Source organism: Vreelandella titanicae BH1 (assembly GCF_000336575.1).
Lineage (GTDB): Bacteria > Pseudomonadota > Gammaproteobacteria > Pseudomonadales > Halomonadaceae > Vreelandella > Vreelandella titanicae.
The window spans coordinates 1-20,410 of record NZ_AOPO01000005.1 but is presented as its reverse complement, the minus strand read 5'-3'; the positions used below and the strand labels follow the sequence as shown (position 1 = coordinate 20,410).

Sequence of the window (20,410 nt, the reverse complement as noted above, 5' to 3'; positions counted from 1 at the left end):
GTTTAGAGTATTCACTCAGCGCACTAACGCTGGCTTTTTCGGATCAAACTTCCAATCATCTATCAAATATTGCATTGCCATCGCATCATCCCGAGCACCAGCAGGCAGTGAACGATAGAGCTTATTAGCCTCCTCTATGGCCTTCATATCGATGTCGACCCCAAGCCCCGGCGCATCGGTTACGGCCACTTTGCCACCCACAATCTCCGGCGGATTGCGAGTCAGGCGAGCATCGCCCTCCTGCCATATCCAGTGGGTATCAAGCGCGGTTGTGCGCCCCACGGCGGCGGCCCCCACCTGGGCGAACATGGCAAGCGAAATATCGAAATGGTTGTTGGAGTGCGAGCCCCAGGTCATACCATGATCCTGGCAGAGCTGGGAGACACGTACAGCACCGGAAAGTGTCCAGAAGTGCGGGTCGGCTAATGGAATATCGACTGAGCGCAGCATCAACGCGTGGGCCATTTCCCGCCAGTTGGTGGCTACCATGTTGGTGGCGACAGGCAATCCGGTGGCATGGCGAAACTCAGCTAAAATCTCGCGACCGGAGAAGCCTTGTTCCGCCCCGCATGGATCCTCTGCGTAGGCAATCACACCGTGGAGATCCTTGCACAGCCGGATCGCCTCTTCTAGCGACCAAGCACCGTTAGGGTCAATGGTCGTGCGCGCATCCGGAAACGCATTGTGCAGCGCCGTGACGGCCGCTATTTCTTGCTCACCAGCCAGAGCCCCGCCCTTTAACTTAAAGTCTTTAAAGCCGTATCGATCATGCGCCGCCTGAGCTAGCTCAACAATGTGCTGAGGGGTCATGGCCGCCTCGTCGCGCAAACGGTACCAGTCGTGATCCAAGCCCCCGGTGCCACGTCGAAAATCCAACGGCGTAGCGTGCCCATCACCGATAAAGAATAAGTACCCCAGCACGTCAACGCTGTCACGCTGCTTGCCGTTGCCTAGGAGCTCTGCCACCGGCACTCCCAGAAACTTCCCCATCAAATCAAGTAACGCCGCTTCAAGCGCGGCAACTGCATTGATGCGTAGCTCAAATGTCCAGGATCCTTTACCGAAATCTTCAAAATCGGCACTCCGTCCGGCATTGTGCAACGACGCAATCATGGAGCGCATTTTTCCGATCGACTGACCGACCACCATCTCTCGCGACTGCTCAAGAGACGTTTGAATCGTCTCGCCACCGGGGGCTTCGCCCACCCCTACATTACCGTGACTATCCTTGAGGATAACCAGGTTGCGGGTAAAATACGGCGAGTGCGCTCCACCGATATTGAGTAACATGCTATCGCGCCCTGCCACGGGAATGACCTGCATATCGGTTATCGTGGGAGTGTCGTGACTCGACATAAAACAATTCTCCATATAGGCGGTGTTAGCGCGCAGATCAGCATCCCGCTCATTGCCGCATTAAAATAACGAAGGCGGACAAACGCAGCCCTTGTTGGTCAATCAAAGACTTTTAAACTCAAACCCACTCTTCGCTGCTTGGCATAGGCGATCTAATTATCCGGATCAATATGTCATACATCATACAAACAAGAAGATAAGTAGCATGACTTTCAGACGCAAGCAGCAGTAGTGAAAATTAAACCAAAGTAGCACTTGCTGGCATGACTGCCAGCAAGTGATTAACAACCTAAAAAAGACATTAAATAACTGATTTTATTTATTTTTATACTTCAACCACCCAGCCTGGCTTAAACACCGCTGGAGTAAACTCATCAGGGTATCCACCAGGGTTGGCAATGATACGCGTGCCGTTACGCAGAATATCCACGGGTTCGTGAACATGTCCGTGCACCCATACATCCATATTGCCCATTAAATGAGGCAAATTGGAGGCAAACGCGGGGGATAACGCGTCGCCCAGATATTGGCCTGGGATACAGTCGTGTAGCGGGGCATGATGGCTAACCACCACCTTAGGGCCATCAAACGGCTGGGACAGCTCTTTTTCGAGCCAAGCAAGCGCTTCAGCATGCACCTGCTGGCTTGCCTGAGGTGTGAATGTCTCCCCTGGCGAGGTTTGAACGATTTTAAAGTCGGGCATGTAGCGCAACGCCTTAGACTCAGTATCGGCGGGGTTTTGCGTTGGGTCACCGGCGTACAACGCAAAGTCAGTCCATAGCGTTGTACCGTAAAAGCGTACGCCATTGAAAGTGACGGCACGATTATCCAGAAGCTCAATGTCGAGCCGCTCGGCTTCGAGCGCCAGCTCATCACGCAGCAGCGGCATGCAGGTACCGTAGAACTCATGGTTGCCTGGTACATAGATAATCGGCGTGTCTGGAAACTGGTGGCGCGACCAGGCAAGGCCTTCGCACTTACGGTGAATATCCCCCGCCAGAACCACTACATCTGCCTCCGCCTCAGGCAGCTCGCGGTTCCCGTCAAAAAACTCCAGGTGCAGGTCAGACAAAATACGCAGACGCATAGGGCTCCTCGCAACAAATACCTATTTAAACGATCTTACCCGGCCTAGGACACGTTGTCGCAGGGCATCGGTGTCACGTCAAGGCATGCTGCATTGCAGCAAAAATAGGCTATAATAACGATGTAGTCCCAATAGGAGGACCGCACAATGACTTTTTTAATAACCCCCCCTGCACGCGATAATGAAGTTCTAGAGTTCTGGAGCTTGAATGCTCAATGGCATCGTGCCGCAGTTGAAGCGCTGAAAGCCTATTTAGGCTAATTCAGGTGCTTTTGCGCCCTTTAGACCAAAAGCTAATCACCGAAGCCGGAATATTTTCCGGCTTTTTTATGACTATGAAAATCTTTTCCATTCAAAGACCTAATATCGTCATTTCAGCATTTGTAAGCCATGGCTTACGAAAAATGGCAAAACACCTACATCGTTAGGACTAGCCCTTCGCAAAAAAAGCTCTTAGTATCCGACCACAGCTAAATTGCTGCTATGCACAACACAGGCTGTGTACAACATAAGCTTTCTACAACTTGAAGGCTTTACAACATAAGTTTTACAACAAGGTCTCATCGCATTCCCTGTCCCCTGAAAGAGGAGTGAACGCCATGCAACACTTAGTCACCCCAACACAAGCGTTGGAAGTAGATGTTATGGAAGTATGGGCACAGCGTGCCCGCCAACAACGTGCGGCACTTGACGCTATTAAAGCTTACCTGCGCTAAGTCCCCAAACGTCATATTGGTTCAACGCCGCTCAACGCCTCGTTTCAGCGAGGCGTTTTTTTACCTAGTTAAATGGACAAGCATCACTATCAGGTCTAAATATACGACCTCCAGGCTATAACTATGCTTTACGCAGCCATGCATTACCCTGCAACATAGTCTCTTGACACAAGACGCCTGTATAAGATAACGCTCTTCTGCTTACCCGCACCCCTTACCAGATGAACCGCTTTAATGCTCGCTACCATTAGGCTTAATTATATTTGTCACCTCTTTAAAAAAACAAATAGTATTGCAATACCTAGTGGATTAATGATAACCACCTCGACGCTTCAGTATACATAGTCCCCCCAAATCATTTACTTCACGGCTGGGTATGGAGTTATATAAAGAAATAGTCTAATATTAATTCGGCTGATAAAGGCGCAATACTCAACGTGCAGACTCTTCTTGTTATGCACGCACATTGACGAAGGAACGGACGATGCAAACACCTTTTTTGGTTCGTAAAACATCTTATGCTTTAGGTTTAGTGGCGACACTCGCCCTTAGCGGCTGTCAATCAGGCGCTGATCTCGGAGGCTTAATGTCTGCGGGCTCCAGCTTAGCCGGCGCTGCCACGATGTCAGATCAGCAAATGCAACAACTAGGCGATCAAACCATCGCCCAGCTTGACTCCCAGAACCACCTTGTTGCAGACGATAGCCAGTATGCAAAACGCTTGGCCGAGTTAACCCAAGGCTGGGAAACAGTCGACGGCCATACGCTTGACTATAACGTTTATCGAATAGAAGAAATGAATGCTTTTGCGGTACCCAACGGATCCATTCGACTGCATAGCGGGCTGATGGATGAGATGACCGACGATGAAGTGCGTTACGTTATCGCCCACGAGATCGGCCACGTCTCGTTAGGACACTCCAAGCGTGCTTTCCAGGTTGCCTATGCTGCTTCCGCTGCACGTGAAGCAGCTGCGGCCAGCGGCAGCACTACCGCCGCCGCACTATCAAGCTCTGAGCTTGGTGACCTGGGCGAAAAACTGATCAATGCTCAGTTCTCTCAAAGCCAAGAGAGTGCAGCTGATGACTATGCCATTGAGCTAATGCAGCGCCACGACATGAATGCAGAGGCTTCAGTTGCAGCTCTACGCAAAATGGAAGCCAAATACGGCAACAACAGCAGCGTCTTCTCCAGCCACCCAGCAGCGGGTGATCGTGCAGAGCGCCTAGAAGCTTCGTTCCAGTAAAGCTCAGGCACTGGTACTCCTGCCAAGTTAGTCTTGATAATGAATGGCAGGAGTATTGGTTGCTTAGGTTTACCGATTTTTCTTACCCCCACTAAGCCCACTCGCCACCCTCTTCTTGCTGTTCGGACAGTTGCGTCAGGTAAGTGCCCTGCAAGATATACATTCGCTTTACATCGCGGTATTTGCCATTGATAAAGAACTCCTGCACCAAGTGGCCCTCTTCTATAAAGCCACTCTCCTCGTAAAGATGAATCGCTTTGACATTATCCACCGCCACAATGAGATATACCTTGTGCAGGTTTAGAATGGTGAACGAGTAATGCAGCGCTTGGCGAATTAACGTGCGCGCAAACCCTTTGCCCTGATGCTCCGGGGTAATAATGATTTGAAACTCGCCGCTGCGATGGATGTAGTCGATCTCGATCAGTTCTACCAGACCGATGGCATTTCCATGGCTATCTTCAGCGACAAAGCGCCGTTCGGCGTTGTCATGGATATGCTTGTTATACAGCTCCTCCAGCTCATCAAATGACTCGTAAGGCTCTTCAAACCAGTACGACATAATGCTCTGGTTATTATTTAGCTCATGAACAAAGCGCAGGTCGTTGCGCTCCAGTGCACGCAAATAAAGTGTATGGCCCATTGCCCGCTTTCCTTATGAATATCCGTTAAGAATACTCGTTTTAAACTTGCCCGCCACTCGGTTCTTGCCTTTAGGTTAGGCCATTTTGGCCAGGCGTCTAAATGAAAACAGCTCCGCCAAAGGGTGTTCTCTACCCTCTATAAGCGCGCGCAGCAGTTTGGCGCCTATCATGCTATAGCTGATGCCGTTGCCGCCGTAGGCCATGGCAAAATGAACGCGTGGGCCTAGGGCGTCATGCGGGCCGAAAAAAGGCAGGCCGTCGTCGGTTTCAGCAAAGGTGCCACCCCAAGAGAATGTTGGGTTGATATCGAGCTTAGGCCATAGCGTTGCTATTTTAGCTGTTAGCCCTTCGGCCTTCTCTTCTACCCGCGCATCGCGGCGCTTGGGAATATCTTCATCGTCGTCGTCTCCCCCTACGAGAAGTCGTCCATCGCAGGTAGTGCGCATATACAGGTAGGGGCGCGATGATTCCCACATCATGGTGTGGCGCAGTTTGACCAATGCCTCTGGCGGTAGTGGGTCGGTAATCAGCGCATAGCTACTGCGATTGACGGCCACCTTTTCTGGCAGCCAGTCTTGAGACTCATACCCTGCGGCCATCACTACGTACTGGCAACGCAGCTTGGCGCCATTGGCCAGAGTGAGCGTGACGCCTTGATCATCCGGCGTCATCGTCTCCATCTGTGTGCGGTCATATACTTCTCCCCCACGCGCGACCACTCTGGAAAACAGCTGATATGCCATGCGATAAGGATCAATAGTGGCGGCTAGCTGAGTAAGAATAGCGCCGGGTGCCTCAAAGCCGTACTCCGCCAAAATAGCCTTGCGCTCAAGCCACTCGGCTTCAAAACCGTGTTTTTGGCGCAGCGCCAATTCCTCCTGAAGCGATGCGACATCCTCTTCGCTACTGGCATAGTAAAGGCTTTGCTGACGCTCAAAGTCCACATCGCCCAGCCCTGCCGCCAGGGACTCAAGCTCGCCAATGGCCTCTGCACAGGCGCGGTAAGCACGCACTGCATCGGCTTCGCCATAGCGCTCGGCTAGCTCTGTCATATGGGTGTCAATTTCGTACTGCAGCAAAGCAGTACTGGCGGCTGAACTGCCCCACCCAACATCCCGGCGTTCAAGCACCACCACATGGTGGCCACTGCGGCTTAGCTCATCAGCAATCAACGCCCCCGTAATACCGCCACCAATCACAACAACCTCGCATTGGTGATCGCGAGTCAATTGAGGAAAGGTTTTCAACAGGCCATTTTTGACTGCCCAAAAGGGATAACCACTTTTCAGATCCATCTGTTTGCCTTTGCTTGAGAGACTTGCAGTATGCTGTTAACCATAGATGGTTCCCCAGAACTTGCTTGAGAAAACGCTTCCGAGTGATTGCTCCACACAATAAAGGAGATGCGCATGATTGATTTACGCAGTGATACGGTGACCCGTCCGACCTCTGCCATGAAAGACGCCATGATGGCCGCCCCGGTTGGCGATGATGTGTGGGGCGATGACCCAACGGTCAACGCGTTTCAAGCAAATCTGGCCGAACAGGCAGGTAAAGAAGCGGCACTGCTGTTTCCTAGTGGGACTCAAAGCAACCTAGTGGCACTAATGTCCCACTGCGAGCGCGGCGATGAGTACATTGTTGGGCAGTCCGCGCACGCCTATCGTTGGGAAGGCGGTGGCGCCGCGGTGCTGGGCAGTATCCAGCCCCAGCCCATTGAAAACGCCGCTGACGGTAGCCTGCCACTGGAAAAAATCAGTGCCGCGATTAAAGCCGACGATTTTCACTTTGCGCGTACTAAGCTGCTGGCATTAGAAAACACCATTGGCGGCAAAGTGCTGCCCGCAGAGTACGTATTAAAAGCCACTGAGCTTGCTCGCGAGCGCGGCCTGGCAACGCATTTAGACGGGGCGCGCTTATTCAATGCCGCTGTCGCAACCGACACCTCGCTCAAGCAGCTGTGCCTGCCGTTCGATAGCGTGTCGCTGTGCTTCTCAAAAGGCCTGGGTACGCCAATAGGGTCGGCGCTGGTGGGCTCACAAGCATTGATCGACCGCGCTCGGCGCTGGCGTAAAGTGGTGGGTGGTGGCATGCGCCAATCAGGTATTATCGCCGCCGCCTGCCAGTATGCGTTAGATCACCACGTGGCAGACTTAGCCGACGATCACCGCCGTGCAGAGCGCCTTGCAGCGGGCTTAGCAAAGCTGCCAGGAGTCGAGATCAGCGCTCAGACAACCAATATGGTATTCGCGCATTTTCCCGACGAGCATGTAAAGCCACTCTCCGCCTGGCTAAAAGAGCACGGCATTTTGATTGAGCTGCTTTACGCCACGCGTTTCGTTACCCATCGTGATCTTAATGACGCAGATATCGACAAAGTCATCGCGGTGATGGAGGCCTATTTTAGTCGCCATTAAAAACGAGTCGTCATTAACCAATAAATGGCTTAGCTAAGCGATGTCGCCCCTAGAGCAAGATGCACGGCGATACCCGCCATCATCAAGCCAATCAGGCCATCGATAATGCGCCATGCGATGGGTTTTGAAAGCCAAGGCGAAAGCGCAGCGCCGCCCCAGGCCAGAAGGCTGAACCAAAGGATGGACGCAGTAGATGCCCCCGCCACAAACACACCGGCGCTCTCCTGCTGGGCGCCAATGGCGGGTATTAGCAGCAGCGTATCCAGATATACCTGGGGGTTAAGCACGGTGACGGCAAGAGTGGCGAAAATCACTTTGGTTAAGCTGCGCGCTTTGCCCGCTTCGGCACTTAACCCTTGCCGCCCGCTAAAGGCTCTAAACAGCGCCTGAGCCGCCAGCCAGCTTAAAAACACTACGCCCACCCAGCGCATTGCCTCCAATGCGTTGGGCATCGTCAGCAGAAAAGCACTCACCCCAAACATGCCCGCCGTGAGCAGGATAATATCCGCGCTGATGCACAACCCTGCCGACCACCAGTGGTACTCACGACGAATAGCCAGCCCTAGGATATAGGCGTTTTGCGCCCCAATCGCCATGATAATCCCGCCGCACACCACTAGCCCGGTGATATAACTTTCCCACATTGCCCTGCCCCCATTGCCGGAATTAGCGTCGCGTTAATTAATCTGGCAATAAAGTAACCGGGAATGCTGATTGCTAAAAATCATCCTGCTAATGGGGTATTAGTTTTTCTTATACTCACCCTCTTACACACAGCCTATCTATTTTGATTCCAAGGCTATGGTTTGTTGGAACGTTTGAACTGAAGCGCACGCTCAACACCACGAATTTCCGCCATGCCGCGCAAACGCCCGATTGCCGGGTAGCCAGGTTTAAAGTCGCTGCGCAAATCACTCAACATCGCATGACCATGGTCTGGACGGAAGGGAAGTTGTTCGCCCCTTTTTGCTTCAATGTCCAGAATGATATCGATTAGGCGAACCATATCGGTATCACCCTCTAAATGGGCATCTTCGTGGAAACTGGCCCCATCTGCTTCCAAGGTAGTATTTCGTAAGTGCAAAAAGTGCACTCTATCCGCCTGTTCTTGCAATATTGCAGGCACATCGTTATCAGCTCGTACGCCCAGTGATCCAGAGCAGAGCGTGAAACCATTTACCGGCGAATCGACCATATTCGCAATATCTCTTAAGTCCTGGGCGGTTGAGACCACTCTCGGCAGCCCGAACAGAGAATACGGTGGATCGTCTGGATGAATCGCTAATCGAACGCCTGTATGCGCTATCTTTGGAATGACTCTTGAGAGAAACGAAGCGAGGTTTTCTCTCAAAACCTCGGCGGTAATGTCTTTGTAGGCAGCGAGCCGCTCGCTGAAGCTATCGAGACTGTAGCTTTCTTCAGCGCCTGGTAGGCCAGCAATAATAGTATTCGTTAATTCCTCAACCTGATCTGCGTTCATTTCAGATAGGCGAGCCCGGGCTGATTCCTGCGTTTTCTCGTCATAATCTGACGCTGCGCCGGGGCGCTGCAATATAAGCAAATCAAAAACGACGACGCTAAGCGCGTCATACCTTAAGCATAAGGCCCCATCAGGTAACTCATGGCGCAAGGACGTCCGGGTCCAATCAAGAACCGGCATAAAGTTGTAACAGATGGTTTTTATGCCAGCCTCGGCAAGGTTAATGGTACTTTCTGCCCAGGCATCGGCCAGTGTTTCCCAACCATGGGCGTGAGTCTTTATATCCTCATGAATTGGAATGCTTTCTGCCACTGTCCACTCAAGCCCAGCAGCTTCGATAATAGCTTTACGCTCCATGATTTCACTCAAGGGCCACACACAACCGTTCGGTAAGTGATGCAGAGCCGTCACAACACCAGTCGAGCCAGCTTGTCGTACATCCGACAAGCTGATTGGATCGTCCGGCCCAAACCAGCGCCATGTATGTTTCATCAACCTTCTCCCCCGTATTATTAGTGTTAAATAATGCTCTTATTAAATCGTGCTCTTGTTAAACAGATAACCGTCAAAATTCGGGTCTTCCACGTCGGAAAGCTCCATTAGGGTGTCTCGGACGTTATCTAAATGAACCCACATCGCCTTACGCGCCCCTTCGGCATCTTTTAGCTGCAGTGCAGAGAGAATATCCTGATGATCCTTTAGCCATTTTTCTCGGTAGTTGGTATCAAATATCCGCTCATGCAGTCTGGCCCACATCAAGCTCTGGTCTCTTTTGGCCCACAGTTCAGAAACCATATCGACCAGTACACTGTTTTGCGTGGCCTCTGCTATCAGGCGATGGAATAGTTCATCACTGGAGTAGTCGTTATTCTTTTCTTCAATGCCCTTGCGCTCCATATCAAGCGCTTCCCGCATGCGTACAATATCGTTTTTGGTGACTGACACCGCGGCAAAGCCGGCGATGCTGCTTTCCAAAAGCTGCCTTGCCTGTAACAGTTCAAACGGTCCTATATCATCCACAACAGGCTGTGCTACCGAGCGACTGTCGGAAAGCAAATAGATGCCAGACCCTTTTCTCACTTCAACCAGCTCTTCAATTTCAAGCATGAGTATGGCTTCGCGTGCGGCAGACCTGCCCACGTTCAAAGCCTCTGAAATCTGACGCTCAGTCATAATACGATCGCCGACTTTATACCCTTTCTGCTGAATCAAAATCTTTAAGTCGCGAGCCAGCTCTTGGTAACGCCGTAAACCTTTATGCATTAGATTTCATTTCCATTTTTAATCTTTTATAGAGTGGTAAAAAGAAGCTAGAACATTAAATGCTTCTTTTTTTGTAGATTTATCAGCAGCAATTAACCCTTTTCGATTAAATCCTCTCTGGAAGATATTTTGTCTTCGCTCAACTCTAAAATCGTATAAAATCCAAGGAGAAATGCCTTTGATATACGCTAATTTTTGCAGCGTATCGATCTGCCGCCGATAAACATCCGCCATATACTTTTCGCTGAACAGGCCTTCAGATGGGCCTTGAGACGAGTTATCGCCATCCGCCCCTGTTTCAGAAATGACGACGGGGCGATCAGGATCGGAATTTTTTCCGATGGCGTACAGGTCGTCGAAGTTTTCATCGTACCAACCGTAGTACTCATTAATGCCTATAACGTCTAAATGGTCGACTAACCGATCCTCAATTTTCAATTTTGCATGATTAATTAGGCACGCTGCGGCGACTAAGCGCGTGGGGTCATATAGGCGTGCAGTTTCAGCCAGGTCACGCATAAAAGAGAGACGACTATCCGTATCTGGATTCTCGTTGCCAATCGACCAAATAATGACGCTAGCTCTATTGCGATCACGCTTTATTAACTCAATGAGTTGGTTTTTAGCGTCTTTAAGCGTGTTGTGATTATCAAAGTCAATGGCCCAGTAAACGGGAATTTCTTGCCACAGTAAAAAGCCCATCTCATCGGCTAGTTCAGCTGCGCGTTCATGATGGGGGTAGTGCGCGAGGCGAAGAAAATTGCACCCAAGCTCTTTCGCATGAGCGAGCCGTCTGCGAATGTCTTCGTCGGACGTCACTTTCCCTAGGATGTCGTCGTCTTCATGGACAGAAATGCCGCGTAGCCAGATAGGCTCGCCGTTTAGGAGAATATCTACCCCTTGGCGAACGATGGAGCGGAATCCGACATTGTCAGTGATACGGTCTTCACCAGCCGTCAGCACCACTTTATATAGGCGTGGGTTTTCAGGCGACCATCGCTCTGGCTCTGCTGCTATTCGGCAAGTACCTTTGCCATGTTCAATGTTAATCTTTTGAGCAATTCCTAATTCAGGTATCTCAAGGTGAGCATGGTGAATGCTGGGGCCATCAACAGCGCTATCAACAGCTCTATCAACAACTACATCAACCTCTATCGCCCTTCCATCCTGAGAAAGGCGAATGAACATATCGCGAATGAATTCTCTGGGTAAGCTAAAGAGCTCGACCTCGCGGTAAACGCCACCGTAATTAAACCAGTCTGTATTGCGCATCGGGACGCGATCCAGCGTACGGGTATTATTGACACACAGCATCAGCCAATTGGTTTCTTCGGCAAGGTCATCCGTCAACTCAACGTAGAAGGGCGTCGAGCCGCCATAGTGATTGCCTAGGAATTTTCCGTTAAGAAATACTTTACAGTCGTACTGAGCCGCACCGACCCTAAGGATGTAGCGTTGGTCTGATTCCGCGTCACTCTCTCGCTTTTTAAAAAGCTCTGGGGGCAGCTTTTTGGTGTACCAAGCACTGCCCTCAAAGAAGTACCATTTTTCCTTTAACATGGCCCAGTTTGAGGGCACCGGGATGGACTCACCCATAAATGGGTCGTAGTCCCAGGGTTCAATGCGATCAACAGGGTTGGCCGGCTGCATTTCATACCATTTTTGACGCAGACCTGTATCAAGCAAATCCACGCAAAAATTCCAACTGCCGTTAAGCGACGTTGACGTGCGACCTTTCGTGAACACCATGGTGGAGTGATTCAGATTTTGCAGATTCAACGGCACGTCATACTCTTCGTCATGTAACGACGTTAGGGCATTCTCAGCCAAGGATGATCGCTCTAGCATCTCCCACCTCCCCTGCAGCGGTTTTAGTTAGCCTCTGACTTGATTCGGCTGATTAGATCGGCCAATTCAGCAGATTGGTTGGCCACTTCATCGTGCATAGGCATGACCGCTTCAATAAAGGGCGCTTTATCTACTTCATTAATCTCAACCCCCATCTCAGTCTCTGCGGTTTCCAATGCTGCCATTGCCGCTTTATTCCAGGAATCGGAATGGAATGCCTGAGCCTCTGATGCCGCCTGTCTCATCGCCGCTTGCTGATCCTCCGACATACGATCCCAGGCGCAGCTGGAGATGACGACCACGGATGGGATGATGGTATGTTCATCAAGCGAAAAATGGCTTGCTACCTCGCCATGACGCGCGTTCGTCAGGGCCGTTGGGTTATTTTCTGCCATCTCGACCACCCCTTGCTGCAGCGCACTGTAAAGCTCGCCCCAATCAATAGGTGTCGGATTACCTCCCAACAGCTCAACCATTCTTACCGCTGATGGGCTTGGTTGTACTCTTATATTCAGACCCTCTAGGTCTGCTGGCGATTGAATGGCCCGGTCACCATAAAAGGAGCGAGCCCCCTCGGTTAAAAAGGCAACCCCTATGAATCCTTTATCACGTGACGCGTTAAGAATATCTTGGCCAATATCTCCGTTAATGACCCGTTCAAAATGCTCTTCGCTTTCAAAAATGAAAGGTAAATTCATGGCGCTGTACATTGGCTCGAATGCTTCCAGTTCGGCCGTATTGCTGCGCGCCATATCCAATGTACAGTTTTGTACCAACTCCATGGATTCACGCTGCGAGCCAAGCTGTGCGTTGGCATAAATGCGGATATCCAGTTCACCATCGGTGAGCTCTGAAAGACGTTCACTCATGTACTGCATGCTGACATGAGTAGGATGGTCTTCAGGATTATTGTGGTTCAGCCGCAGTGTCTGGGCTTGAGCTGAGGCCGCTGACATGAACAGCGCCGCACTGATTAGAGCCGTGTGTCGCAAGGCTTTTGTTGTCATCAGCTGTTTCTCCTGCTTGTTATGCTTGTTGTTGTGATTGTTGTCGTGAAAGCCGACTGTCATTGAGGCACTCACTTTCTAAGTTACAGATGCAAGATGGCTTACCGACTATATCATGTCAACCAATAAAACAAATTGGTTGACATCTTTTAGAGTAGAAGCGACTCTCTGCACAATGACTAGGGAGTAAGAAGCTAGTCACCAATACACAAAAATAAAACCAGAGGTCTTACGTATGAAACGCACAATGGACTATGTGCTTGGCACGTCTGTGTTTTTAATACTGTTGATCATCGTCGTCAGTGTGACGTGGCAAGTATTATCCCGGTACGTACTAGGCACCCCAAGCACAGCGACAAGTGAAATCGCTCGCTTGTTGTTCATGTGGTTAGCGCTACTTGGAGGTGCTTACACCTTTGGCCAAGCTCGACATCTCGCCATTGATATATTGCCTCTTGCCTTAAACGGCCGCTCACGTCAGTTACTTAATACACTCATACTGTTAATCGTGGCTGGCTTTGCCTTCTTTGTAATGGTTTGGGGTGGTTGGCAAATGGTCTCCCGAACGCTGGCATCGGGCCAAATCACCCCCACGTTGAGACTCCCCATGGGCTATGTATATGGTCCCATTCCAGCTTCCGGGCTAATCATCATTTTTTACTGTTTTATCTTTTTAGGGCGGGTTTGGCTTAACCCTAAGTCGGAGGGCGGCTTCACTATCGATCCGCAACAAGCACCTGCTCCACAAGAGAGAGATTAATATGAATATAACCGTCCTGGTGCTTTTTGGGTCGTTCGCGCTTTTAATGGTCTTAGGCATACCCATTGCGTTCGCGATTGGCGTATCTGCGACACTCACCTTCCTGCTATTCATGAGCGTCGACCAATCCCTCAGCATTGTTGCCCAGCAAATAGCGTCGGGGCTTGATAGCTTTACGTTAATAGCCATCCCCTTCTTCATTTTGGCTGGCAACATTATGAATCGAGGCGGCATCGCACTTCGCCTTATCGATTTAGCGAAAGTGCTTGCCGGAAGGCTTCCTGGCTCGCTTGCCCACGTCAATATCATTTCCAATATGCTGTTCGGCGCTTTATCCGGCTCAGCCGTTGCGTCAGCGGCGGCCGTTGGGGGCGTAATGGCTCCTATCCAGAAGCGGGAGGGTTATGATCCTGCTTTTTCGACAGCCGTTAACGTCACCTCTTGTCCTACGGGCCTGTTGATTCCTCCCAGCACAACACTCATTGTTTACTCGCTGATTACTGGCGGCACGTCGATAGCCGCGCTTTTTTTGGCGGGTTATATCCCCGGTATCATCATGGGCTTATCCCTGATGGTGGTGGCAGGGATCATATCTAAAAGAAAGGGCTACCCCGTCGCGGAGAAACCCTCCCTTGCTGAAGTTAAATCAGCAGTACGCCGGGCGATATTACCTTTAGGCCTTATTGTAGTGGTGATTGGCGGTATTATTAGTGGCGTATTTACGGCGACCGAAGCCTCAGCGATCGCAGTTGCTTATTCACTGTTCCTGTCTTTATGTTGGTACAGAGAAATAGGGGTAACGGATCTTCCCAAGATCTTTATCGACTCGGTCGTCACAACGTCTATCGTATTATTTTTAATCGGCTGCTCCATTGCCATGTCCCGCGCCATGGCGTTCGGCGACATACCTTTAACGATCTCTTCTTTTATGATCGGTATATCTGATAATCCGATCATCATTCTACTGTGCATTACCGCCGTACTGCTGGTGATTGGTACTTTTATGGATATGACACCAGCACTGCTTATCTTCACCCCTATCCTTATGCCAGTGATGCAGGATATCGGTATAGACCCGGTTCACTTCGGCATCATCATGACGATCAATCTCTGCGTCGGTATCTGTACCCCGCCAGTGGGCTCAGCACTGTTTGTCGGCTGCTCCATCAGTGGCGTGAGTATTGGTCAAGTGATGAAACCCATCCTGCCATTTTATTTAGTCTTGATAGCCATTGTTCTACTGGTGACCTTCGTTCCACAAATCAGCTTATTTTTGCCCCAGCTTATTTTAGGTTATTAACGAGTTGGTTCCAGGTGATGACCACCGTTAAATCCTGAATTCAGGAATCAAAGGATAAACAATGAAAACCTTAAAAAACTGGCGCCTGGAGCACCACGACGACACGACAGTGCAACTGAGAGTGCACGATAGACATTTAATCTGCATCAACATTCTCGACAACAAATTGTTCCGAGTGCGACTGCTAAAAGATGGTGCATGGCGCCTTAACCGCTCATGGACGGTAAACCCGGATGGCAACACCTTACCAAAGGGCCGCTCACGTGATTCGGTGACGGGGTTCAGTTGTCCCCAGTACAAGCTTGGGTGGTCGGATGGGCAGTTGCAGATCGAGACAGATGCCTTACGGCTCATCGTCTCTCAGCCACTGCATTTTAGGTGGGAGGCCTTCGTGGATGAGGGCTGGAAGTATTTAACTGAAGACAGACCCACCGGCGCTTATATGCTGGGCGTTAAGAACCATGCCCACGCCCACTATTTACGCCGACACCCCAATGAGCGGGTTTATGGCTTGGGCGAAAAAGCCGGGCTGTTGGAGCGGACAGGGCGGCGTTTCGAAATGCGCAGTTTAGACGCTATGGGGTATGACGCAGAGCGCACCGACCCGCTGTATAAACACCTGCCGTTCACCCTTACCCAAACCGCGTCCACCGGTAGTTTTAGTATCTTCTACGACACTTTGAACACCTGTGTATTGAACATAGGGCAGGAGCTTGATAACTACCACGCCCCTTATCGCTCCTTTACGGCCGATGATGGCGACCTGGATTACTATTTCCGCTGGTCTCTACAGCTTCTAGACCTGGTGAAGAACCAGTTGGCCTTAACCGGGGGGATGGCATTTCCACCGCGCTGGTCGCTGGGCTATTCCGGGTCGACCATGGCCTATACCGATGCACCCGACGCTCAGGATCAGCTCATCGGCTTTTTGCGAAAGCTGGAGAACGAGGCCATCCCCTGCGACAGCTTTCATCTTTCTTCGGGTTACACCTCCATTGAAGATAAGCGTTATGTATTTCATTGGAATAACGACAAGGTGCCCAATCCAACCACATTGACGAAAGCCTTTAATGATTCCGGGGTGCGATTGATCGCCAACATCAAGCCCTGCTTGTTAAGGAACCACCCGCGCTACGCAGAAGTGGCAAACAATAAATTATTTATCCAAGACAGTGAATCTGACACGCCGGAGCTTTCAAGCTTCTGGGACGATGAAGGCTCTCATCTCGACTTCACCAACCCCGATACGCTCAGTTGGTGGAAAGAGAACGTCACTCAACAACTGCTGAACCTCGGCATCACTTCCACCTGGAATGATAACAACGAATTTGAAGTGTGGGATCATGGCGCTCGCTGCGTTGGTTTTGGTGAAGAGATCGAAGTGGGGCTGATACGGCCCTTGCATTCGCTGTTGATGGTTCATGCCTCTTGGGAAGCACAGTCTCAACACGCGCCTCAACATCGGCCCTATGTGGTGACCCGATCAGGCTGTGCTGGCCTACAACAGTTTGCCCAAACCTGGACGGGAGACAACAAAACCAGTTGGGAGAGCCTGCGTTGGAATATCCGCATGGGGCTGGGCCTGTCGCTTTCGGGAATCTACAACATTGGGCACGACGTAGGCGGGTTTGCGGGCCCCCAACCTGGGCCAGAGCTTTTACTCCGTTGGGTTCAGAACGGCATTTTTCACCCCCGGTTCTCCATTCACAGTTGGAACAACGATGGCTCTGTGACCGAGCCTTGGACGCACCCCAGCGTTACCGAAGGCATCCGTGCCGCTATCCAATTCCGTTACCGCTTGTTGCCATATTTTTATACCTGCCTTTGGCAGGCGGTCAACAACCATGAACCCATGCTACGGCCCACTTTTCTCGATCACGAGAATGACGCACAGACCTATGCAGACACCGACGATTTCCTTCTAGGTCGAGACCTACTCGTAGCGTCTGTAGTTGAGCAAGGCGCAGATAAGCGGCGCATCTATCTGCCCGACAACCATGCAGGATGGTGGGACTACTGGACAGGCCAACTGCATGCCCCTGGAACGTGGTTCGAGAAGCCGGTTTCATTGGCGGATATGCCGCTGTTTGTTAAGGCTGGATCAATACTACCGCTTGCTAATGAAGCCATAAAAGCAACGCCGGAGGCGCAAGTTGGCCGAACGTTGGCACTGTTTCCACAGCCTGGATCGTTTTCCTGCACCTCACTGATTTACGATGATGACGGCGAGCGCAAAGATGGCCCGCACTGCATCACCACTCTGCTGCTTACCGGCGATGAGCATAGTTTGGAACTGCAAATCAGCCATGCTGGGGATATGCCTTTTCCTTTTTCACAACTCAATATAGTGCTACCAGCAGGTGAAAATCGCCCCTTGAATTACGGTGGTCGCGTCATAGAGCATGGCGGGCTCATCACCGTGGGAGAAGCATCATGAGCAGCGATAACACATTACTTTGGCGCTTTTGCACAAGCCGCTATCGCTGAAATGGTAAACCAGAAGGCTTTTCTATGAATAATTACCTACACACTGATTTCTTGCTGGATACAGAAACAGCACGCCGCCTCTACCATGATGTAGCTGCGGACTTGCCGATTATTGACTACCACAACCATCTTCCGCCCGAAGAAGTGGCTCACAATCGCAGCTGGGACAACCTGGGCGATCTATGGCTGAGCCATGACCACTACAAGTGGCGTGTCATGCGCTGGGCGGGCGTCCCAGAGTCTCACATTACCGGTAGCGCAACAGATAAAGAGAAGTTTCAGGCGTTTGCCCAGATTCTGCCCAAGGCAATTGGCAACCCCATGCACCACTGGAGCCATCTCGAACTGTGGCGCTACTTTGGTGATGAGGGCAAATTGATCAACAGCGATACCGCAGAGGAGATTTGGCAAAGCACGCAAGCAATGCTGAGCCAGCCTGAGTTCCGTGCCCAGGGCTTGCTAAAAAAGATGAAGGTCGAACTCATTGGCACCACCGATGACCCGCTCGATAGCCTTGAGCACCACCGAGCGTTTGCTGCCTCGCCACACAAAGGTGAGCTTTCCATGGTGCCTACCTTTCGCCCGGATCGCGCGCTGGCCATCGAAGGTTCGGGATTCAGCGCCTACCTTGAAAAACTGGAGACCTTGACCGGACAGCCCATCAGTACCTTCGAGCATCTGGTAAGCGCACTCACGGATCGCCTGGAGTACTTCATTGCCAACGGCTGCCGTGCCGCCGACCACGGTATTGGGCAGCTAGAGCAGGCCGATGAGCTAAGCGCTAGCCAGCTTGATGCCATTCTGAAAAAAGGCCGCCAGGGCAAAGCCTTAGAGCCCAAGGAAGCAGAGAGCTTCCGTATGGCCGTATTGGTAGCACTTGGCCGTGGGTACGCGCGGGCTGACCTGGTAATGCAACTTCACATAGGGCCACTGCGTAATAACAGTACGCAAATACTCACGGCGGCGGGCAGCGACTCAGGTGCTGATTCCATTCAAGATAAGCCCATTGCCGAGCCGTTAAACAAATTGCTGAATCGCATGGATAGCACCAATGAGCTGCCGCGCACCATTCTTTATGCGCTGGATCCCAGTAAAAACCCCATCATCGTCACCACGGCGGGTAACTTTCAAAGCGGTGGCATAGCAGGCAAGGTACAGGCGGGGACTGCATGGTGGTTCAATGACCAACTTGACGGCATGGAAAACCAGATGAGCCAACTGGCGCAAATGGGCCTGTTGTCTACCTTCACCGGCATGTTAACGGACAGTCGCTCCTTCTTGTCCTTTCCTCGGCATGAATACTTCCGAAGGTTGCTATGCCGTATCGTCGGGCGTTGGGTTTCTGAGGGGCTGGCACCGAATGATCACAAGCTGCTTGATGAGATCATTGCGGATATCTGTTACCACAATGCACGCCGTTGGTTCATTGAATGAATTAAATAAATGATTATTTAGTAGTGCGATTAGCTAGCAGCATTAGGGGGCGCTTGCGCCTCCAAGGCTTCAACAAGCGACTCGGCGAAACCTAGAGCAGAAGGAAGAGCGCCGAAATGGTTAAAGGTCGCCGGTAGGAAGATGACATCGCCGCGTTTTATGATAGGCAAATGTTGCCACATACCACTTACGGCGAATTGTTCACGACTGGGACTTGTGGCGTACGGACTTTCTAATATCACTAGGCGGGCATTGATATCGACTAAGGAGTCGATACTAACCATTGTGATTCCAAAGTGACTCTCGGGGCCTTGCCAAGCATTTGACAGCCCCAGCTGTTCAAGGGAACCTTGGAACAGACTGTTGCTACCAAACACCCTGGCATGTTTATGATCCATCAAGCGAACAATCAATAAGGCTGGCATTTGAACACCAGCTATCCTGCTTCTCAATGTTTGGAAATGCGACTCGGTTTCCTTAATCATGTCCTCCGCAAGATCCGTAGATCCGATGGCCTCTCCCACCCCTCTTGTGAAAGAGATCATTCGTTGCCAGCTACTTGCTCCGCTTTCTGAGCTATAAGGAGCTAGGCTTTTTACCTTGGCAATACCTGACAGTCGAGGGGCCATGTGCGTGAATTCCGGCGATGTCAGAACCAGCTCGGGTGAGACTTGATCAAGAAGTTCAAGGTTGGGCTGGATAATGGTTCCGAGATTGATGGCTTGCGCCGCTCCCTCTAGCGTGGTGTATGGAGTGTCCGGATCTATGACGGCGCTAGGTATTATTCCCATCGACAATAATGTTTCAGTACAGCGATAATCAAGAGAACCAATGGAGGGTATGTCACGGGAAGCAATTGCCAAGTCAGGAATAGAAAGTGCAAGGCACGCAGTTGGGATCATTATTACCATGCAGCGATATAGAAGCATACGTACGATACAGATACGGAGCATGACAGTCCTTGCTTGATCTTAGTAAAGCAACTGTAGTCTTTATGCTGCTGAAAGCGGCCTCTCTAAGCCCATCAAGGATAGGCACCACTTATTGTTATAGCAGCAACATCTAAAAATTATTAATAACTCGCCACCCCGCCGCCATCAGCGGGGTAGCGACTTAAAACTAAAATTCCATAGTTGCAGACAGCACTACACTTCTTGGCTCGCTGAGGCGAAGCCTTCCGCCACTCCCACCAGCAGATTCCCAGTAATTCTTACCTAAGAGATTATTTACATTAGCTCTCACTATTATAGGCTGATCATCAAATTGGTAACCTGCTCCAATATCCCAACGTGTCCACCCTGGAATCTCTTGAGCGTTACTGGCATCAATATATTGCGAACTGCTGCTAACTACACTTGAATTTAG

General features: G+C 50.9%; 17 protein-coding genes. 6 read left to right on the top strand and 11 right to left on the bottom strand.

Annotation, left to right across the window (positions count from 1 at the left end; all coding sequences use genetic code 11):
• Nucleotides 1–15: 15 nt before the first annotated feature.
• On the bottom strand, nucleotides 16–1,356 hold the full coding sequence (locus HALTITAN_RS10890) for an enolase C-terminal domain-like protein (protein WP_022521785.1): 1,341 nt from the start codon (nucleotides 1,354–1,356) through the stop codon (nucleotides 16–18).
• A 325-nt stretch (nucleotides 1,357–1,681) separates the two neighbouring features.
• The gene (locus HALTITAN_RS10885) at nucleotides 1,682–2,443 is read right to left on the bottom strand and encodes a metallophosphoesterase (protein ID WP_009287137.1); all 762 of its coding nucleotides are present in this window, start codon (nucleotides 2,441–2,443) and stop codon (nucleotides 1,682–1,684) included.
• Nucleotides 2,444–3,643: 1,200 nt separating this feature from the next.
• Here HALTITAN_RS10885 and HALTITAN_RS10880 point away from each other — a divergent pair.
• A complete protein-coding gene (locus HALTITAN_RS10880; protein ID WP_022521788.1) occupies nucleotides 3,644–4,405 on the top strand; it encodes a M48 family metalloprotease in 762 nt (253 codons plus the stop codon).
• 91 nt (nucleotides 4,406–4,496) lie between these two features.
• Here HALTITAN_RS10880 and speG read toward each other — a convergent pair whose 3' ends face one another.
• Nucleotides 4,497–5,048 carry a spermidine N1-acetyltransferase gene (gene speG, locus HALTITAN_RS10875; RefSeq protein ID WP_009287135.1) on the bottom strand — a complete coding sequence of 184 codons (552 nt, stop codon included), beginning with the start codon at nucleotides 5,046–5,048 and terminating at the stop codon, nucleotides 4,497–4,499.
• 75 nt (nucleotides 5,049–5,123) lie between these two features.
• Nucleotides 5,124–6,344: an NAD(P)/FAD-dependent oxidoreductase gene (locus HALTITAN_RS10870; protein ID WP_009287134.1), complete on the bottom strand. Its 1,221-nt coding sequence runs from the start codon at nucleotides 6,342–6,344 to the stop codon at nucleotides 5,124–5,126.
• Nucleotides 6,345–6,458: 114 nt separating this feature from the next.
• Here HALTITAN_RS10870 and ltaE point away from each other — a divergent pair, with 114 nt between their 5' ends.
• Nucleotides 6,459–7,466 carry a low-specificity L-threonine aldolase gene (gene ltaE / locus HALTITAN_RS10865; RefSeq protein WP_039859237.1) on the top strand — a complete coding sequence of 336 codons (1,008 nt, stop codon included), beginning with the start codon at nucleotides 6,459–6,461 and terminating at the stop codon, nucleotides 7,464–7,466.
• Between the two features lie 29 nt (nucleotides 7,467–7,495).
• On the opposite strand, the gene HALTITAN_RS10860 is transcribed toward ltaE, so the two are convergent.
• The 5 genes from HALTITAN_RS10860 to HALTITAN_RS10840 all read right to left on the bottom strand — a co-directional run bounded on the left by HALTITAN_RS10860 (nucleotide 7,496) and on the right by HALTITAN_RS10840 (nucleotide 13,127).
• The gene (locus HALTITAN_RS10860) at nucleotides 7,496–8,110 is read right to left on the bottom strand and encodes a LysE/ArgO family amino acid transporter (protein WP_009287132.1); all 615 of its coding nucleotides are present in this window, start codon (nucleotides 8,108–8,110) and stop codon (nucleotides 7,496–7,498) included.
• Between the two features lie 155 nt (nucleotides 8,111–8,265).
• Nucleotides 8,266–9,438: a mannonate dehydratase gene (uxuA, locus tag HALTITAN_RS10855; protein WP_039859236.1), complete on the bottom strand. Its 1,173-nt coding sequence runs from the start codon at nucleotides 9,436–9,438 to the stop codon at nucleotides 8,266–8,268.
• Between the two features lie 42 nt (nucleotides 9,439–9,480).
• Nucleotides 9,481–10,209, bottom strand: coding sequence for an FCD domain-containing protein (locus HALTITAN_RS10850; protein ID WP_027959959.1), 729 nt, complete (start codon nucleotides 10,207–10,209; stop codon nucleotides 9,481–9,483).
• 18 nt (nucleotides 10,210–10,227) lie between these two features.
• Nucleotides 10,228–12,057 (bottom strand): glycoside hydrolase family 2 protein, encoded by a 1,830-nt coding sequence (locus HALTITAN_RS10845; protein WP_009287130.1) that lies wholly within the window; start codon nucleotides 12,055–12,057, stop codon nucleotides 10,228–10,230.
• Between the two features lie 23 nt (nucleotides 12,058–12,080).
• Entirely contained in the window at nucleotides 12,081–13,127 is a 1,047-nt protein-coding gene (locus tag HALTITAN_RS10840) for a TRAP transporter substrate-binding protein (protein ID WP_201764688.1), read from the bottom strand.
• A gap of 172 nt (nucleotides 13,128–13,299) precedes the next feature.
• On the opposite strand from HALTITAN_RS10840, the gene HALTITAN_RS10835 reads away from it, so the two are divergent.
• The 4 genes from HALTITAN_RS10835 (at nucleotide 13,300) to uxaC (ending at nucleotide 19,045) form a co-directional block, all read left to right on the top strand.
• A complete protein-coding gene (locus tag HALTITAN_RS10835; RefSeq protein ID WP_009287128.1) occupies nucleotides 13,300–13,824 on the top strand; it encodes a TRAP transporter small permease in 525 nt (174 codons plus the stop codon).
• A 1-nt stretch (nucleotide 13,825) separates the two neighbouring features.
• Entirely contained in the window at nucleotides 13,826–15,124 is a 1,299-nt protein-coding gene (locus tag HALTITAN_RS10830; protein ID WP_009287127.1) for a TRAP transporter large permease, read from the top strand.
• 61 nt (nucleotides 15,125–15,185) lie between these two features.
• Nucleotides 15,186–17,561 carry a glycoside hydrolase family 31 protein gene (locus HALTITAN_RS10825; protein ID WP_009287126.1) on the top strand — a complete coding sequence of 792 codons (2,376 nt, stop codon included), beginning with the start codon at nucleotides 15,186–15,188 and terminating at the stop codon, nucleotides 17,559–17,561.
• A gap of 74 nt (nucleotides 17,562–17,635) precedes the next feature.
• On the top strand, nucleotides 17,636–19,045 hold the full coding sequence (uxaC, locus tag HALTITAN_RS10820) for a glucuronate isomerase (protein WP_009287125.1): 1,410 nt from the start codon (nucleotides 17,636–17,638) through the stop codon (nucleotides 19,043–19,045).
• A gap of 29 nt (nucleotides 19,046–19,074) precedes the next feature.
• Here the strand turns inward: uxaC and HALTITAN_RS10815 are convergent, their stop codons facing one another.
• Complete coding sequence (locus tag HALTITAN_RS10815) at nucleotides 19,075–19,998, bottom strand: ABC transporter substrate-binding protein (protein WP_009287124.1); 924 nt, start codon at nucleotides 19,996–19,998, stop codon at nucleotides 19,075–19,077.
• Between the two features lie 166 nt (nucleotides 19,999–20,164).
• Nucleotides 20,165–20,410, bottom strand: a 246-nt coding sequence (locus HALTITAN_RS25350; RefSeq protein ID WP_152419261.1) for a TonB-dependent receptor domain-containing protein, incomplete at its 5' end; no start/stop codon positions are given.

What these genes read in the sequence shown, in the direction of transcription:
- uxaC (WP_009287125.1), top strand. Translation starts at nt 17,636, where the DNA reads ATGAATAATTACCTACACACTGATTTCTTGCTGGATACAGAAACAGCA.
- HALTITAN_RS10825 (WP_009287126.1), top strand. Translation starts at nt 15,186, where the DNA reads ATGAAAACCTTAAAAAACTGGCGCCTGGAGCACCACGACGACACGACA.
- HALTITAN_RS10860 (WP_009287132.1), bottom strand. Translation starts at nt 8,110, where the DNA reads ATGTGGGAAAGTTATATCACCGGGCTAGTGGTGTGCGGCGGGATTATC.
- HALTITAN_RS10840 (WP_201764688.1), bottom strand. Translation starts at nt 13,127, where the DNA reads ATGACAGTCGGCTTTCACGACAACAATCACAACAACAAGCATAACAAG.
- HALTITAN_RS10845 (WP_009287130.1), bottom strand. Translation starts at nt 12,057, where the DNA reads ATGCTAGAGCGATCATCCTTGGCTGAGAATGCCCTAACGTCGTTACAT.
- HALTITAN_RS10830 (WP_009287127.1), top strand. Translation starts at nt 13,826, where the DNA reads ATGAATATAACCGTCCTGGTGCTTTTTGGGTCGTTCGCGCTTTTAATG.
- uxuA (WP_039859236.1), bottom strand. Translation starts at nt 9,438, where the DNA reads ATGAAACATACATGGCGCTGGTTTGGGCCGGACGATCCAATCAGCTTG.
- HALTITAN_RS10850 (WP_027959959.1), bottom strand. Translation starts at nt 10,209, where the DNA reads ATGCATAAAGGTTTACGGCGTTACCAAGAGCTGGCTCGCGACTTAAAG.
- HALTITAN_RS10870 (WP_009287134.1), bottom strand. Translation starts at nt 6,344, where the DNA reads ATGGATCTGAAAAGTGGTTATCCCTTTTGGGCAGTCAAAAATGGCCTG.
- HALTITAN_RS10815 (WP_009287124.1), bottom strand. Translation starts at nt 19,998, where the DNA reads ATGCTCCGTATCTGTATCGTACGTATGCTTCTATATCGCTGCATGGTA.
- HALTITAN_RS10835 (WP_009287128.1), top strand. Translation starts at nt 13,300, where the DNA reads ATGAAACGCACAATGGACTATGTGCTTGGCACGTCTGTGTTTTTAATA.
- ltaE (WP_039859237.1), top strand. Translation starts at nt 6,459, where the DNA reads ATGATTGATTTACGCAGTGATACGGTGACCCGTCCGACCTCTGCCATG.
- HALTITAN_RS10880 (WP_022521788.1), top strand. Translation starts at nt 3,644, where the DNA reads ATGCAAACACCTTTTTTGGTTCGTAAAACATCTTATGCTTTAGGTTTA.
- HALTITAN_RS10890 (WP_022521785.1), bottom strand. Translation starts at nt 1,356, where the DNA reads ATGTCGAGTCACGACACTCCCACGATAACCGATATGCAGGTCATTCCC.
- speG (WP_009287135.1), bottom strand. Translation starts at nt 5,048, where the DNA reads ATGGGCCATACACTTTATTTGCGTGCACTGGAGCGCAACGACCTGCGC.
- HALTITAN_RS10885 (WP_009287137.1), bottom strand. Translation starts at nt 2,443, where the DNA reads ATGCGTCTGCGTATTTTGTCTGACCTGCACCTGGAGTTTTTTGACGGG.